Source organism: Citrifermentans bemidjiense Bem (genome assembly GCF_000020725.1).
GTDB lineage: Bacteria > Desulfobacterota > Desulfuromonadia > Geobacterales > Geobacteraceae > Geomonas > Geomonas bemidjiensis.
In genome coordinates this window covers 3,305,863-3,320,662 of record NC_011146.1, presented here as the reverse complement: position 1 = coordinate 3,320,662, position 14,800 = coordinate 3,305,863, and the positions used below count along the sequence as shown (strand labels likewise).

Genomic DNA, 14,800 nt, shown 5'->3' with positions numbered 1-14,800 from the left:
TTTGGTTTCACCTGCAACCCAGAACCTCCTGGAGGGTCCGGGGCTTGTGGCTTTGCATCCCCTAATGGAGCGGGTTTTGTCATTGCCATTGATAACGTAGTATGCAATTATTGGAATATGAGGGTATGAATCTTGCTCATATCAAAATTAATACTTTTCTGATTAAGTCTGTCGTAGCTAATATTACATTTACAATGCCAAAGCTTTTTGAGGCCTCTGTGGGCGAGGTTTCAAATTCACAGTATCTACAAAGCTGCGGATCGGCTGAATGGTTAGTGCGAAATCACCCAAAGGAGAGGTTTCTGTATCAATAATTTTCATGTATCCATTACGAAGGTTCATTGGCCGTTTCGGGTGAAAGGTTGCAAATTTTGGAACCACGGCAGGAGAGAGCGAAACTATGGACATCGAGTATCTACGAACAATCATTACGGTATTGCGGGAAAAGAGCTTTTCCAAAGCTGCTACTGCTCTTAACGTGACCCAGTCGGCGGTTTCCCACCGGGTCAAGTTTCTCGAAGACCATTTCGGGGGGCGCCTGATCGATCGCTCCGGAACAGAGCTGATGCCCACGGATATGGGCCTGCGGGTTTTAAAAAAGGCTGAGCGGATTGTGCAACTCGAAGATGATCTCATTGAGGATGTTGCGAATTTGGGAGGGGATCGGACGCTGTCCATCGGCACCACTGTCGCGTTCGCTGTCAATCATATGTCGAACATCATGAATAATTCTTTTCTGTCTCATTCCGAAGGTGCAAATCTTAAGATTCTTGTTCAACACCCGAAAGCGCTGCTGGATGGTTTGAAAGGCGGCTTTTTCGATATCACTGCGATTGAGCACAACGGTAATCTTGATTTCTCCGGTCTCAAAACATTTGAACTCCCTGACGATGAGATGGTTTTTATCAGTAACAGTGCTCCGGAGCTTACTTCATACGACTCCCCGCTCTCCTGGTTGCTTGATAACCGGATAATCGCCCGTGTCGAAGGCTGCAGTTGCAGGGATATGCTTTCCGAAAACCTGAATAAATGCTCTCTGCAACTGAGCGATTTCAAGGGAGTGATAGTATGTGATGATATGAAATTCATGATAGAGTCTGTGCTTACTGGACAGGGGATCGCTTTTGTTTCTAAAGCCCTTGTTGTAGATCATCTAGACAAGAGACGGCTTGTGGCGCATAGCATCGAGGGATTCAATCATTTTAGAAGAATTACCGTCGCTATAAAGCAGGAGAAGTGCAATGACGACAAAATCAGGTCACTCCTTGGCGCGATTGTTGACATTACGAAAATCGCTGCGATTTCACCTTTTCTCTGGCTCCCGTTACTACAGAGTTAGCCCACGCAGGGTGTCAATCCGCTTTGAAAGTTGACCCACCATCCGCGTCCAACATTGACCCACCCCAGGTAGCAGTTTTCAGTTCTTGATTCTGGTCTTGATTCTCCAGCTATCGTTTCCCGTTCGATGATCTTGCAGTGCTGAGTGACCCTGTCCAGGAGTGCCGTGGTCATCTTGCCGTCGCCGAAAACCTGTGGCCGTTCTCCTGGTGATGATCAGCGACGTCCTCTACCCGACGTTGCTAGGACTGGTGAAGGACTGGGGCGAATTGCTTCAAGAAGAGGATGCTGAGGCAAGCGACAGAGTTCGAGCTGGAGTAAAGACTGGCAGGCCTGTGGGAAGTCAGAACTTTCTAGAAAGAATGGAAGCGATTACGGGACGGGACCTCAGTAAAGGTCATCCTGGTAGGCCGGCGAAACCGCAGAAATGAGTGGTGTGGCACGGAAGTCGGGGGACCAATCTTCTGTCCCTCATGTGTTGCAAAATTATAGGTATTGTGTCCCGGAAATCCATAGGTATTGTGTCCCCTGAAATCCAGGGTAGCGCAAGATCAACGGCACGCACACGGATTCAACGGAAACAACGGATAGCGGCAGGTAGAAACAACTAAAGATGTAAGATTTTGCAGGGTGTTAATCTGCAGTTATCGTTTTTGTTTTCGCCTTAAATCCGTGTGCGATGCAGTTAGGGGCTGTGGACCGAGAATCTCTTTGACAACCGGCACCGGCTGTTGCTATATACGTCGGCATGTACTATCCCTTCTCCAGCATATTACCCCCGCCCTCAGCCATTCTCGCCTAACAAGGCAGTCTGGCCGGTTACCCCCTCCAGTTCGCGTACTGCGTTCCCACTAGAGTTGCGCCTTACTGCCTTGATCTCAGATGTTCCCTTTCAACTGAGTTTCAAGGAGATTTCCCATGCAGTCCATAAACGCTGCCCGCGCCGAGTCGCGCCGCGGGCTACTTCTGATTATGCTTGCCGCAGTCCTGTGGGGCACTGTCGGCATTTCCACCAAAACCATCTATCACCTGGCTTCGACCAATCCCCTGTCGATCGGATTCTTCCGGCTCGTATTTTCCCTCCCTGTGTTGTTCTCGATCTGCTGGGCCAGGCAGGGTAAAGAGATGCTCCACGTTTCCCGCGGCGACTTGGGGCTGATGACGCTGATCGGGCTTTTGACCGGGAGCCTGGGGGTCAAGTCTTTATTCTTGAGCCTGGGGGGCAAGTCTTTATTCTTGCTCATATACGTCGAGATGAGAGTCGATCAGCTGCCCTGGTTTCGTTTATTGCCTGCCCTCTGCTCAAAACTTGTAAGTGACCCAGGTCGTAAAGTAATCGACGTCGTCGCCAGGCCCCGACTCCCGCAGGAAGGGTCCTGCAAGGAAGTGGGCGTAAATGGCTACTAGGCTGACATGCCGTTGCACGTTCCATTCACATTGTACCTGCGGCTCGCTCCCTACGTATCGGGCAGAGCTGCTTTTCCCCGAACGAACTAGAACCACGGCGTTGTTATAGGTGCCGTCACGCGTGCTCTCTCGCCAGAAGAAGTCCCAGTTGGCAGTGACGGTAAGGTTTTTTAGGAAGTGGAATACTACTGAGGGATTGACATCGATGAAGTTGGCGGGACCGATCAGCCCGTTCTCGCTGAAATAGGCGCCTTTCGGGAACAGCGGGTTGAAGGTTTGCAGGTCGGGGTTGTTGGGGTCCTTATCGCCGCTAGTTATATCCGCTTTCAACCCAAATCGAGGAGAAAAGGGGAGATCTGCAGCTGAGTATCCGGTATCAGAAGCTGCGGTCCAGGCACTGATCTCGCCGTCGCCGAAACTTCCCCACTGGTAAAGGAATTCGAAGTTGTAGTCGAGCGGCTTCTCGGCCCGCCAAAGCCTGGCCCCCACCGAGTGGCGGGTTTCCTTCGCTTGCCCCTGATCAAACCCGGCGTTGCCGTTGTAGTAACCGAGGTAATATAGATCGGCCTTAGTTTTGGTAGCCGCCGGCAAGGGAAAGACGGAGTAGACACCCCAAAGGGCCCGACGGTGATCGGTGCCGTCGTCGAATGTGTGTTCGTCGGTCTGCGCCGGGCGGGTCGCTATCCGGCAGCCTGGGGGTCCGGTCTTTATTCTTGCTCATGTACCTGTCGAGATAAGAGTCGATCAGCTGCCCTGGTATCGTTTATTGCCTGCCCGCTGCTCAAAACTTGTAAGTGACCCAGGTCGTAAAGTAATCGACGTCATCGCCAGGCCCCGACTCCCGCAGGAAGGGTCCTGCAAGGAAGTGGGCGTAAATGGCTACTAGGCTGACATGCCGTTGCACGTTCCATTCACATTGTACCTGCGGCTCGCTCCCGACGTATCGGGCAGAGCTGCTTTTCCCCGAACGAACTAGGACCACGGCGTTGTTATAGATGCCGTCACGCGTGCTCTCTCGCCAGAAGAAGTCCCAGTTGGCAGTGACGGTAAGGTTTTTTAGGAAGTGGAATACTACTGAGGGATTGACATCGATGAAGTTGGCGGGACCGATCAGCCCGTTCTCGCTGAAATAGGCGCCTTTCGGGAACAGCGGGTTGAAGGTTTGCAGGTCGGGGTTGTTGGGGTCCTTATCGCCGCTAGTTATATCAGCAGCCTGGGGGTCAGGTCTTTATTCTTGCTCATGATGAGTGTCGATCAGCTGTCCTGGTTTCGTTTATTGCCTAAGATTCGGTTGATCGTGGAATAGTGCAACCCCAGGTGGTCTGCAACGTCCTTCTGTGCATAGCCATGCACTTCTATTGCCTCTATTACTGCGTTTTTTCGCAGCCTTTTGTTGTCTTTATCAATTCCAGAAAAGAGTTCCTGAAGATCTGGGCGCTGTAAGAATCGCTGGTCGCGCGGGATTTCTGTCAATGCCTCTACTCCCTTTGCTATATCTTTAAACTGCTCAACAAAGTCCTCATCGCCCAGCAGTATCTGCGACCTGAGGTCCTCCCATATCGACCTTGCGTTTATACCGTCTTGAACGAACTCCCTATATTTTTTGTTGGCGCTGGTCGGCTTTTGGTCAAACTGTTGAAGGATCCAAGCTGTTGTAAGGCAAGCTGCTGGTTTTTCAAGACCACTTGTCGCTTTGTAGCTACTCCATCGCCACTGAGCAGGGTCTGCAGCGAGCTTTGCCCTTACTGGATTCAACACGACATATCTGCAGGCTTCTAAGAGATGGCTCTCTTTCTCGATTAGGATCGCCTTGTACCTTCCTTGGAAAACATGACCAACACTGTGATGATTCCAGTTGAATTTCTGAGTATAGACCCCGTTTAGATGCCGCATGCCCCTGCTTAAAGTGTCATCCACCGTCTCAACGATAAGGTGGTAGTGGTTCCCCATGAGGCAGTATGCATGACAGAGCCAGTTGAAGAGGTTGCAGGATCTTGCCAGAATATCAAGAAAGATCGTGCGATCCTTGTCGTCGCGGAAGACATTCTTTTGTTCGTTGCCGCGGGAGGTGAGGTGGTAGACTGCACCAGGGAATTCAATGCGTAAGGGTCGCGCCATCGCAATTGCTCCGCACATGTTGTGACATTAGCTGCTATTAAGCCTATTGAACCACAAAATGAGCAATAAACAAGACTTGACCCCCAGGCCGCGGAGGGGTCACTTCCGGCTACCGCCTAATAATCCGAGACCACAACCCAGCTTATAGTGTTCGAGTGAATAAAAGCCCGCCGAGTAGCACGGCGGGCTTTTTTGCGCGTGGAATCTTGAAGAGGCAAGCCGGGCGCTTCACGCGCCTTTTTTGCCTTGGGCTATCACCGCCTCCAGGGCGGTGGTCGGCCTGCCGATCAGGGTGCTCAGTTGACGGCTATCGTCGAAGAGTCCCCCTTTTGCGGCGCCGCTGTCGGAATCGGCCAGGAGAGCTGCGAACGGCTCAGGAAGCCCAACGGAAACGAGCAGCTTCTTGTACTCGAGCTCGGGGAGGTTGACGTAGTTGACCGGCTTGCCGTACTGGCGGGAAATCTCGGCGGCGAATTCGTTGAGTGTGTAGGCTGTGTCACCGGCCAGTTCGTAGACCCGTCCCCCCTCCGCTTCAGTGGTGAGCACGGCAACGGCGGCCTCTGCGTAGTCGGCGCGGGCGGCCGACGCGATCCGGCCGTCGCCGGCGGAGCCGTAGAAGGTCCCATGCTCGACCGCCGGAGCGATACTGGCGGCGTAGTTCTCGGTGTACCAGCCGTTACGTAGCATGACGAATGAGATACCGGAGTCGCGGATCATGGTTTCGGTGGCGACGTGCTCGGCGGCGAGTCCGAGGGGGGAGCTATCGGCCCGCAGCAGGCTGGTGTACGCGAGAAGTTTCACGCCGGCCCTTCTGGCCGCATCGATGACGGTGCGGTGCTGGCCGATGCGCTTGCCAACCTCGCTGGAAGAGATCAGTAGCACCTTCTCGGCGTCGACGAGTGCGCTTTCCCAACTCTCGGGCAGGTCGTAGTCGGCCCGGCGAACCTGGACGCCGAGGTTGGCAAGGTCTTTGGCCTTGTCGGGGTTCCGTACCGCGGCGACGATGCGGGAGGCTGGTACTTTTTTGAGAAGCGATGCGATGACGAGGCGCCCTAACTGTCCGGTGGCTCCAGTGACGACGATCATATGAGTATCTCCTTTATGTGTGCATGCGATCTGTGTTACAGGTGAAGCATAGCAACAACGATTACAAAAAGTAAGTACGCACAAAAAGGTAAGTGTCATGATTGAATCCGAAGTCGTCACTCTGTCGGACCAGTTGCGCCGCGGAGAGCTGCTCTCCACACAGTGCCCGTCCCGGGAGATCCTGAAGCATGTCACCAGCCAATGGGGAGTTCTCGTGCTGGTCGCACTGATGGAAGGGACGCACCGCTTCAGCGAGCTGCGGCGCAAAGTGGGAGGAGTGAGTGAAAAGATGCTTGCGCAGACCCTCCAATATCTGGAGAGGGATGGATTCGTCGACCGGATTTCCTATCCGGTTGTGCCGCCTCACGTTGAATACTCGCTGACCCCGCTGGGAAGGGCCATAGGAGAGAAGGTAGAGGCCCTGGCAGACTGGATCGAAAGCAACCTGCCGGCCATCATGGTGCTTAAGCGGACAGTGCACCCGGGAGCGGACAGGTAGGGGGGCAAAGAGGTTGCGGCCTGAGACCCTTAGAACCATTGTCGCGGAATGTTGACAGGTTACAAGTTAAGGTGGGCCAGGGTTAGACGCCGATGCAGGGGCAAACTTCAAGTCCGATTCACAACTATTCGCGGTCTTGGGGGTGGGGGCAAGCTCCGACTTCAGCGCCCTGATGGAGGCCTCACAATTGCACGGGGTCACGGCGCAAGGGATGCAGGTTCCCTTTTTGAAAAATTTGCACTCCTTGTTGATCTTGAAAAGGTTCTTGCCAGGGTCGTAATAGGACCGGAATGTCTCAAATGCGTCGGAATGCCAGATGTTCTGAAAGCTACTCTTCATGATGTTGTTTGACTTGATGTGGCTGTACAGCTTTCCCAGTTCCGGAGGTAACTGCTTCAGGAAGGGGCATGGCAATACATTCCCAGATGGGTCGAGATAGATCATGGTGGTGGCGGCCGTGCAATTTTCGTAGAAATTTCCGAAACCGGTTACCTTGTAGAGGTATTCACCGAACAGCGGCCTCGCATCCAAGTAGAGCGGAGGGTCCCCCTCGACCATGTTCTCCTTGATCCTGGCAAGCGAGGCAACCAGCTTGCTCCATACACCCGCCTCATCCGCCTTCCGGATATTCGGCTTGTCAGCCGATCTCCCTAAAGACACCTCGGGAGCCAACCTGTATTCCTTTATTCCATACTCGCGCGCCACCATACTCGGGAATCCTGTCCACATTCTCGGCAGTCGCCACCGTCAGCACAGCCACATCCAGTCCCCTTTCGACCAGATTTGCCAGCCCTTTCAGTGCCAGTTCCATATTGTTGCGGGAACCGGTGACTCCCTCATAGGTCTCCCTGCTCTCGCCGTAAAGACTCATCTGGATGTAGAACAGGGAATTCCTGAGCTCATAAAGAGCAGAGGCGACCTCCTCGGTGACCAGAGAGGCGTTGGTGGAGAAGGAGAGAAGGATCCCTTTCGCGGCGGCGTACCTGAGCAAAGTCAGGATATCCTGCCGCAGAAAGGGCTCCCCCCCCCCATTTATGCTCATCATCTTCTCGTCACCGTTGTAGCCATATGCGCGAAACGCCTTCACAGGGTCTTCGATCAGTGCCAACACGAACGCCGGATCCTCCTTCAGTTTCTCGCTGTAAGAGATCTCAATCGGTTTTACATCTTTTAGGATATCTTCTGTCTTTTTCTCTGCCATGACTTAACCTCCTTAAGTATCGAGCGTGATATTAGCGAAAAAAATTTATACTCGATAATTAAATATTGTCGATTTAATATTCTGAGGCAAGGCATCTAAAATTAGATCGTTCTATCCAAAGGTGCTGAAAGAAGGGGGCAGACAGGCTCTGGAGCTGCCGGGTTTGTCGGCATAACAGAACAAAAAACAGACAGCCGTTTGTAGATTTGATTGCTTAATGCCTAACTGTTTTCTTTGTTTTTAATAAGTTATTCTGCTAGCGGGGTCATGGCATGTGTTGTGTACTATCTTCATAACGAAGTGATGGCACCGCGTACCAAGGCAGGAATGAAAGTATGTATCGAGCAGAAGGCTTAGTGGCAATCTTACGAGTTGCACTGCAGTGACAGACAACGATGTAGCGAACTGACGCCCTTTATTCACTGCAACATGGAGGAATCATGCATTCTCTCAAGAAGTCGATGCTCACCCTTATCTGCTGCACCCTTTTTGTCTCGCCCGCCCTAGCCGGCGAGGTCAACCTTTTCGTGGCTGCAAGCCTCAAGGAGGTGGTTAACGAGCTTTCCGACAGCTATTCCCACAAGCACCCCAGCGTAAAGTTCGTGAAAAATTACGCGGCGTCCGGACAACTCGCCAAACAGATCGAAAACGGCGCTCCCTCAGACCTGTATGTCTCGGCCAATGTCGAATGGATGAACTATCTCAAGGCGAAGAAACTGGTCGATCCCGGCAGGATCGGAACCTTTACTTACAACACCCTTGTCTTTGCAGGCACTCCGGGCAAGGCGACCTCGCTACGGGATCTGGTCAAGTTGGATCGCATTGCTATTGGTAGCCCGAAGAGTGTCCCAGCCGGTGAGTATGCCGCCGAGGCGCTGAAAAAAGCGGGACTGGATAAGCAGATCGAGAAGAAGTTGGTCATGGCAAAGGATGTGCGCGAATGCCTCATGTACGTGGAGCGGGGCGAAGTGGACGGCGGCTTTGTGTACCGCACAGATGCTCTGCAGGCGAAAAAAGCGAGGATACTCTTTACTGTTCCTCAGGAGCTTTATCCCAGGGTGGTGTATCCCATGGCGCTCACGGCAGCCGGGGGGAGAAATAAGGAGGCAGCCGACTTCTTTGCTTTCCTAATGGGGGGCGAGGCCAAGGCGGTACTTGCCAAATACGGTTTCGCGTCCCACTGAAGTTAACATAGCAACTCTTGATCAAACGTACTATACGACTTGAAAAAAAGAAACCCGGCCATGAAAGCCGGGTTTCTCAATTCCACCGCTTGTTGGGGCGATGGTCTGTACTGTTCAGCTGTGGTTACTAGTTACGACGGCGTTTGCCGTAAATGGCGAGGCTGAGAAGACCTGCGCCAAGCAGAACCACGGTGCCCGGTTCCGGAACGGGGTTGGTATTCTCACCGTCATGTGAGAAAGGAGCGAAGATGTATCTAGTGTGGTTTCCGCTTTCGATGTGGTCGTAAGCGTCGAAGTGCAGCCCGCTTGCGTAACCGACGATGTCTACGTTGTACTTGTTGATCTGGCCGGTACCCTGGTCCGCAGTGCCGGTGGTGTAGTCGTAAATGGTGTCGGCCTTGGAGGTGAAATCACCCAAGAGGTAGGAGTACCAGCTGGTTCCGGCTCCCCACGGGTCGTGGGGCGCCAGACTGGCGCCACCACCCAAAAGAGGCACGGTTCCGTCGCCTCCGCTATGAGCAACGGCGAGGCTGGTGCTGCTGCCCGTACGGGTGATGTTGATCGTTCCGGTCTCTCCGGTCGCGTATGCTGCGGCCAGGTACACACCGGAGATGGGCTCTTTGGCACCGTTGCCGATCACCCACAATTCGAAATTGTTGCTGTCGATGACCCAGGTGTCGCTGAGGTAAGTCGCTCCCGGGATGTACAGCTGCAGAGCGGGGATAGCAAAGGCTTGGGTTGCTATCAAGGAGAGCGCTAAGACAGTTGCTAATACGAGTTTTTTCATGGCATATACCCTCATTCATTGATTAAACAGATGCTCCAGCAAATGCAGTAGGCATGCCATGTTATAATCCATCCCGTAGCCACGTCGGACTATATACCTATCGTTTATACATTTGTTTGAAATGACTGAAAAATTGGGAGACGCGCAAGATCCGTAGTGCTGCTAAAGTGTGAATATTCCAATGATTCCTGCGGGGAATGCTTACGGTGTGTAAAAGAAATCGACAGTGAGTTGTAAAGCATTTCGTCACGGCAGGGCAGGAACCTTCTTCTACTTCGCGAACATGAAGCTGTTGTGCACGGTATTCAAAACGTAGGGCATGATGAAAAAGGAAACCGCAGAAACCAGAAACGAGTTGATGCAGTAGACCGCGGCGGGAACCCCCTTGAAACGGTAGGTGATGCGCAGGTGGAGATACAGGCCGTATACGATCCAGGTGATCAGCGACCAGACTTCCACCGGGTCCCATCCCCAGTACTTCCCCCAAAGCTGATTCGCCCAGATGGAACCGGAGACGATCATTATCGAGGCAAACATCAGTGACGCGGCGATGAGTTTGTGACAGAGCCGGTCGGCTCGTTCTGGCTCGGTCAACCGCATCATGAAGCGGTGTTTCTCTGCCGCATACCGTTTGAGAAGTATGGAAATGGAGAGTGCCGTAGCAACGACGAGGCTTCCGTAGGTGAGCTTCGCAAAGCAAATGTGCAGAATCAGCCAGACGCTTTTGTAGGCAGGGGTGAGGTTGGAAGCTTGAGACGGGGACATCACGACTGCCCCAACGGTGAGAAGTATGATCGGCATGGCAAAGACCCCTATGGCATCGAGGGCTTTGCGCTTGAAGGTGACCGCGAGATACAATGCCGTGGCAACCCAGACGTTGGAAAGCAGGACCTCGTAGAGGGTGATATACGGTCCGTGGCCAAGATGGTGCCAACGCACGGCAATCGCTCCGGTAACGAGGCCAAGAAAGGGCCAGATCAGCCCTTTCCCGATGCTAAAGACAGTATCTTTGGAAAAAATCCAGCCAATGATGTGGAATACGCAACTCACGCCGCAGGTGATTATTGCGGCAAACAACAGCAACTTTTCAATCTCTGCCACTTCTCAAAGCCTCCTGGAAAAAACGTAGGTAATACATCAGCAAGCCGGCAAGAAAGAGCGCGAATCCGGCAAAGGTGATTTCTTTTCCCGAGTCCTTTACCACCGTAATACCGTTCCAAAGGGAGATGCCGGTGAGTTTCAACCGCCCTTTGCCCAGATCGAGTACGTCGCCGGCAACCATGGTTCGGCTCACCCATCCCTTCCCGGGAGTATTGACCGAGACAGCGACGGCTCGGTCGGTGATGTTCCGGTAGGCCGCGGTGGCCTCGTACCCCAGGGCGGGGATGGTAAAGGTGTTGGTTTTGGCTGTGTCGCTGATATATATGTAGCCTTCCTTCTCCCCCTGCGCTGTTTCCAGCGCGAAGTGAGGCGCGAGGCCGAAATAACGTGCGAGGTTTATCAGCAGGCCGCGGTGCCGCACGGATCCGTTTACTTCCAGAACCGCTTCCCTTTCCATGCCGCCATCCCCGATGACTACCAGGTTCGTATATTCCTTGATCTGGCCGTTTTCCCAGAAATTCAGGTGAATCTTCTTCACGCCAATCTGAACGCCGGTCCCTTTCCTGCTTCCGAACCGCTGCTTCCAGCCGTTGTAACTGGAGCGCTCGTCGCTAAAACTGTTCCCTTCGGCGACTTCCACATATCCAACCGAATAGGTGTAATAGCTGACCACGCCTCCCAGCAGGATGACGAGAAGTCCCGCATGAAAGGTGACGAATCCCATCTGGCGCAGGCTCGCTTTGGCCACTTTCCGCGCATTGAGATATATGCAACAGACGAGGTTTGCTGCCAGCAGGAATGCGCCGCAAAGTAGTATTTTTGCCGTTACCTGCTGGGTTACCCCCTCATAAACGAAGATGATGAGCACCAGCACGAGTAAAAAGACCGCAACCTTCTTGCTGCCGATGAAACCGACTACCATGACTGCTCCGAATAAAGGCCTGTTCGCGTGATGGCACCTGCCCCCACCCCCTAACCCCCTCCCGCAAGGGGAGGGGGGCCAAAGGGCGGCCTCCCCGAAATTACACGATGACCCTGGAAAAGCTACCTTGTTCCGATAACTAGTTGCCGCTGCAGTTTTGGTGGCTACCGCAGCTGTTTTCGGTCCATTTGCCGCTGAGGCCCCAGTTGGTGCTGTTCAGCGGGAGGTCGATCCCCGATCTGGAGGTCGTCCCGGTCCCGTTATAGGCCGCGTTCTCCGCCGGATAGTTGGCAGGCATGTTGTAAGGCTTGAGCAGGTGGGGTATCTGCCAGCCATGGGGAACCTTTATATGGCAGTCCATGCACGTGCCTTTGCTACCGCTGTGCTTGGAGGTGTGCAAGGAACTGCCTGACCCGCTGAACCCGCTGTTGGTGAAGGCAGGGAGGTGGCAGTTGAAGCACCATACGTTCGCGCCGCCGACCTGGGACGTGCTGTTCCACGTCGTGTAGGGGCTCCCCGCCGGCACCTTGAGCATCCTGGCGTAGGAGGAACCGTGCGGCCCGTTCGGGTTGTTCTCCGCGTTGTCGGAGCCGTGGCAGTCGGAGCAGCGCATTCTTACCGTACGCAACTGGGCATCGGTGAAGCCGTTGTAGCGCGGCATCATCTTGTAGATATAGGTCTTGTTGAAGTTGCCGTAGGTGGTGTCGGCTTTGGCCGCGCCGCGGTCCCCTTCGATCCAGTGATACGACTTGTTGCCGGTGCTGAATTCCTTCCCGAGATCGGTCCAGGCGCTGCTCCAGGAGGAGAGCCCCGTGTTGTATCCGCTGTGGCAGCGGAAACAGATCTTGTATTCGTCGTCACCGCCGGCCACGCTGACGTCGGCCCAAGCGGTCGGCGCGGTCCAGTTGCCGGTGCTGTTGGTGGGATTGGCCCCCATGGCCCCTTTGGTCGGATTGGCGGCTGTCGCGGTGTGCGGGTTGTGGCAGTCGCTGCAGTCTACGTGTTTGTTGGCGGCATTGGAGATGTACGCTCTCGATTCATCCACCGCATTCGGTTTGTGCTTCCCGCTGTAGGCCGGAAGATCGACCTGATGCTTGTTGGCCTTCTGGAAACTCTGGAATATCGCGGTGGCGCGAGAGGACATGGTGGTGACGGCGCCATACCAGTCCCTGGCATTGGCGGTTTTCTTCGTTCCGCCCACCGCGTCGGCTGCGTTGCTGTGACAGCGGTAGCAGAGTCCCGCCTCGTAGGGGTCGGTGAGGGTGCCTCCCAGAGCGCCGAGGATGGAGCTGGCAGTGCCGTCGTGGTTGCCGAAATTCCCTTTCAACGAGGTCTCGCCGTTTTGGGCGTTATGGCACTTGATGCAGTTCGCGTTGACCCTGGAGGCGTCGCTGAAGGCTCCCCCTGCGACGGCGTAGTTGTGGGCGGACCCGGCGTACTCGCTCTTGGTTACCCGCGGCGTGACGGTTGTCCCGTTACCCTTACGGTTGGTGCTGTTTTTGGTCTGCTGGTTCGTATGGCAGCTTACGCAGACGCCGCCGGAGGCAAGGGCATTGTCGAAATCGCTGTTGGTGAAGCCGACGCTGGCAGATACGGCATCGATTGCCCCCGTGCGCAGGTTCTTTGCGCGGGCGCCGCCTGCATTCATGTCGGGGCGGAATATGTTGTGATCCACGTGGCACATGAGACAGCGCCGGTTCGTGTCGGTGGCGCTGGGAGTAGCGCTGTTGGAGTAGGTCGCCGTGTCGTTCTGCATGTAGTGGTGATAGCTCGCGTTGGTCCGCATGTTGGCGAATCCCGTCGCGTGGCAGCCAAGGCAGGGGGCCCCGCCGGCCGACTCGCTCCCTGGGAAGGCGTTGCTGCTATTCGGGCCGGTATGGGTATGACAGCTCGTGCAGCGTGTGCCCGGGTTGTGGCTGTCGCCGCTTGTGGCGGTGTAGTGATTGACGGTCGAGTCGTGGCAAACCTGGCAGATGCCGTTATAGGGCGCGGCGCCGCGGGCATAATCGGTGCCGGTGGCAAAGGCGGTGAAAGAGGTTGCGGCGGTGGTCGCCGGCGCTCCGGTGGTTCGATCGGAGGTGCTGGCGACACTGTTGTGGATCATGTAGGCGTTGGTGTCGCCGTGGCCGTCGTGGCAGTCCCAGCAGAACTGTCCGCCGTTTTTGGAGTTGCTGTGTTTAGCCCCGTAGTGGTCGGAGCCGACCTTGCGCGAAGAGTTCTTCAGGTGCGATCCGACCGTCACGCCCGCCGAGCCGGCTCCATGGCAGTTCTGACAGACGGCGTTGCGTCCCCAGGCGGCAGTGGAGTAATTCCTCAGCCGGAAGGCGTTGGAGGCCTGGGCATGCCCGACGCCCGCATCGTGGCAGTATTCGCACTGCTTTGCTTCCACCCCGAAGTTCGCTGCGGCAGTTCCCGAAGGATAGGTGCCGCTGGCCCTGCCGTGACCGGTGCCATCCCACTCGCCGGCAGTTTTGATCTTCCCGGTCGTTCCGTCGCTCCAGAAGGTGCCGCCGAAGTTGTCCGCGTCGCTGCCGCCGCCGTGGCAGTCCTGGCAGTTGACCGTTCCCCCCCACGTGACGGGATTGCCTCCATGACAGTAGAGGTTCTGGCACACCGCATAGTTGGACCCGGGTGTCTTGACCGAAGGTGACAAGGGCGTTGCGAGAGTGCCGTTGTAGCTGCCGCCGGTCGGGTTGGAACTGCTGTCGAAGGCCACCTCCACCTGACCGTTTACGTGCCGCGACCGGTCCGAAATAGCCATATCGGCCGCGGCGGTCGCGGCATGACATTTCACGCATGATATCTGCGATTTGGCGCTTCCGTCTCCGTAGACGTGCGCGTAATGGCTTCCGGTATTCATGTAGTCACCGGAAACCGACCCCTTGTGACAACCGGTACAGTCCAGAGTTCCGCCCCAGGCTGCGCTCTTGTTGGGATCTGCCGAGCTGCCGGCGGGCTTGGTGCCGGGGCTGTGGCAGTAGGTGTTTCTGCACGTCCCGCTGCGCGCGGCGTTTTTGCTGGGGAGATAGTACGGGTAGGCGACGTTTCCGGTGTAGCGGCCGAAGCCGTTATTGGGAAGGGCGGCAAATCTTACGCTCAAAGTCCGGTTTCCCGCACTAGTGGCATGGCCAAAGGGTGCCGGTTCGCCGGTGTGGTC

At 55.1% G+C, this 14,800-nt stretch carries 14 protein-coding genes and 1 pseudogene; 4 read left to right on the top strand and 11 right to left on the bottom strand.

Annotation, left to right across the window (positions count from 1 at the left end; all coding sequences use genetic code 11):
* The first annotated feature begins 400 nt into the window (after positions 1–400).
* Complete coding sequence (locus GBEM_RS14380) at positions 401–1,339, top strand: LysR family transcriptional regulator (RefSeq protein ID WP_012531310.1); 939 nt, start codon at positions 401–403, stop codon at positions 1,337–1,339.
* A gap of 78 nt (positions 1,340–1,417) precedes the next feature.
* On the opposite strand, the pseudogene GBEM_RS21620 reads toward GBEM_RS14380, so the two are convergent.
* Positions 1,418–1,545, bottom strand: a pseudogene (locus tag GBEM_RS21620) (ATP-binding protein); the annotation flags it as partial.
* Positions 1,546–2,256: 711 nt separating this feature from the next.
* On the opposite strand from GBEM_RS21620, the gene GBEM_RS21840 reads away from it, so the two are divergent.
* Positions 2,257–2,745 carry an EamA family transporter gene (locus tag GBEM_RS21840; protein WP_041262790.1) on the top strand — a complete coding sequence of 163 codons (489 nt, stop codon included), beginning with the start codon at positions 2,257–2,259 and terminating at the stop codon, positions 2,743–2,745.
* On the opposite strand, the gene GBEM_RS20800 is transcribed toward GBEM_RS21840, so the two are convergent.
* The 4 genes from GBEM_RS20800 to GBEM_RS14360 form a co-directional block, all read right to left on the bottom strand.
* On the bottom strand, positions 2,641–3,429 hold the full coding sequence (locus GBEM_RS20800) for an alginate export family protein (RefSeq protein WP_226373975.1): 789 nt from the start codon (positions 3,427–3,429) through the stop codon (positions 2,641–2,643). The genes GBEM_RS21840 and GBEM_RS20800 overlap by 105 nt on opposite strands.
* A 97-nt stretch (positions 3,430–3,526) precedes the next feature.
* Positions 3,527–3,949, bottom strand: a complete 423-nt coding sequence (locus GBEM_RS22105; RefSeq protein ID WP_083770269.1) for an alginate export family protein — start codon at positions 3,947–3,949, stop codon at positions 3,527–3,529.
* 50 nt (positions 3,950–3,999) lie between these two features.
* Positions 4,000–4,863, bottom strand: coding sequence for a transposase (locus tag GBEM_RS14365; protein WP_012531308.1), 864 nt, complete (start codon positions 4,861–4,863; stop codon positions 4,000–4,002).
* Between the two features lie 228 nt (positions 4,864–5,091).
* Entirely contained in the window at positions 5,092–5,949 is an 858-nt protein-coding gene (locus GBEM_RS14360; RefSeq protein ID WP_012531307.1) for an SDR family oxidoreductase, read from the bottom strand.
* Between the two features lie 97 nt (positions 5,950–6,046).
* Between GBEM_RS14360 and GBEM_RS14355 the strand changes: the two genes are divergently transcribed.
* Entirely contained in the window at positions 6,047–6,448 is a 402-nt protein-coding gene (locus GBEM_RS14355; protein WP_012531306.1) for a winged helix-turn-helix transcriptional regulator, read from the top strand.
* Positions 6,449–6,514: 66 nt separating this feature from the next.
* Here the strand turns inward: GBEM_RS14355 and GBEM_RS14350 are convergent, their stop codons facing one another.
* Both GBEM_RS14350 and GBEM_RS14345 read right to left on the bottom strand, forming a co-directional pair.
* Complete coding sequence (locus tag GBEM_RS14350) at positions 6,515–7,156, bottom strand: SPASM domain-containing protein (RefSeq protein ID WP_169308689.1); 642 nt, start codon at positions 7,154–7,156, stop codon at positions 6,515–6,517.
* Positions 7,086–7,649 carry a radical SAM protein gene (locus tag GBEM_RS14345; protein ID WP_012531304.1) on the bottom strand — a complete coding sequence of 188 codons (564 nt, stop codon included), beginning with the start codon at positions 7,647–7,649 and terminating at the stop codon, positions 7,086–7,088. Before GBEM_RS14345 ends, GBEM_RS14350 begins: the two co-directional genes overlap by 71 nt.
* Before the next feature lie 440 nt (positions 7,650–8,089).
* Here GBEM_RS14345 and modA point away from each other — a divergent pair, with 440 nt between their 5' ends.
* Positions 8,090–8,833, top strand: coding sequence for a molybdate ABC transporter substrate-binding protein (modA, locus tag GBEM_RS14340; protein ID WP_012531303.1), 744 nt, complete (start codon positions 8,090–8,092; stop codon positions 8,831–8,833).
* A gap of 127 nt (positions 8,834–8,960) precedes the next feature.
* Here the strand turns inward: modA and GBEM_RS14335 are convergent, their stop codons facing one another.
* The 4 genes from GBEM_RS14335 to GBEM_RS20460 all read right to left on the bottom strand — a co-directional run bounded on the left by GBEM_RS14335 (position 8,961) and on the right by GBEM_RS20460 (position 14,743).
* Positions 8,961–9,620 (bottom strand): choice-of-anchor N protein, encoded by a 660-nt coding sequence (locus GBEM_RS14335; RefSeq protein WP_012531302.1) that lies wholly within the window; start codon positions 9,618–9,620, stop codon positions 8,961–8,963.
* Between the two features lie 270 nt (positions 9,621–9,890).
* Positions 9,891–10,721: a cytochrome c biogenesis protein gene (locus GBEM_RS14330; protein ID WP_012531301.1), complete on the bottom strand. Its 831-nt coding sequence runs from the start codon at positions 10,719–10,721 to the stop codon at positions 9,891–9,893.
* Entirely contained in the window at positions 10,708–11,643 is a 936-nt protein-coding gene (locus tag GBEM_RS14325; RefSeq protein WP_012531300.1) for a cytochrome c biogenesis protein ResB, read from the bottom strand. The genes GBEM_RS14330 and GBEM_RS14325 overlap by 14 nt, the downstream gene beginning before the upstream one ends.
* A 139-nt stretch (positions 11,644–11,782) precedes the next feature.
* Positions 11,783–14,743: a CxxxxCH/CxxCH domain c-type cytochrome gene (locus GBEM_RS20460; RefSeq protein ID WP_049762679.1), complete on the bottom strand. Its 2,961-nt coding sequence runs from the start codon at positions 14,741–14,743 to the stop codon at positions 11,783–11,785.
* Positions 14,744–14,800 lie beyond the last annotated feature (57 nt).

What these genes read in the sequence shown, in the direction of transcription:
- GBEM_RS14345 (WP_012531304.1), bottom strand. Translation starts at nt 7,649, where the DNA reads ATGGCAGAGAAAAAGACAGAAGATATCCTAAAAGATGTAAAACCGATT.
- modA (WP_012531303.1), top strand. Translation starts at nt 8,090, where the DNA reads ATGCATTCTCTCAAGAAGTCGATGCTCACCCTTATCTGCTGCACCCTT.
- GBEM_RS14365 (WP_012531308.1), bottom strand. Translation starts at nt 4,863, where the DNA reads ATGGCGCGACCCTTACGCATTGAATTCCCTGGTGCAGTCTACCACCTC.
- GBEM_RS14360 (WP_012531307.1), bottom strand. Translation starts at nt 5,949, where the DNA reads ATGATCGTCGTCACTGGAGCCACCGGACAGTTAGGGCGCCTCGTCATC.
- GBEM_RS14335 (WP_012531302.1), bottom strand. Translation starts at nt 9,620, where the DNA reads ATGAAAAAACTCGTATTAGCAACTGTCTTAGCGCTCTCCTTGATAGCA.
- GBEM_RS14350 (WP_169308689.1), bottom strand. Translation starts at nt 7,156, where the DNA reads ATGGTGGCGCGCGAGTATGGAATAAAGGAATACAGGTTGGCTCCCGAG.
- GBEM_RS14380 (WP_012531310.1), top strand. Translation starts at nt 401, where the DNA reads ATGGACATCGAGTATCTACGAACAATCATTACGGTATTGCGGGAAAAG.
- GBEM_RS14355 (WP_012531306.1), top strand. Translation starts at nt 6,047, where the DNA reads ATGATTGAATCCGAAGTCGTCACTCTGTCGGACCAGTTGCGCCGCGGA.
- GBEM_RS21840 (WP_041262790.1), top strand. Translation starts at nt 2,257, where the DNA reads ATGCAGTCCATAAACGCTGCCCGCGCCGAGTCGCGCCGCGGGCTACTT.
- GBEM_RS14325 (WP_012531300.1), bottom strand. Translation starts at nt 11,643, where the DNA reads ATGGTAGTCGGTTTCATCGGCAGCAAGAAGGTTGCGGTCTTTTTACTC.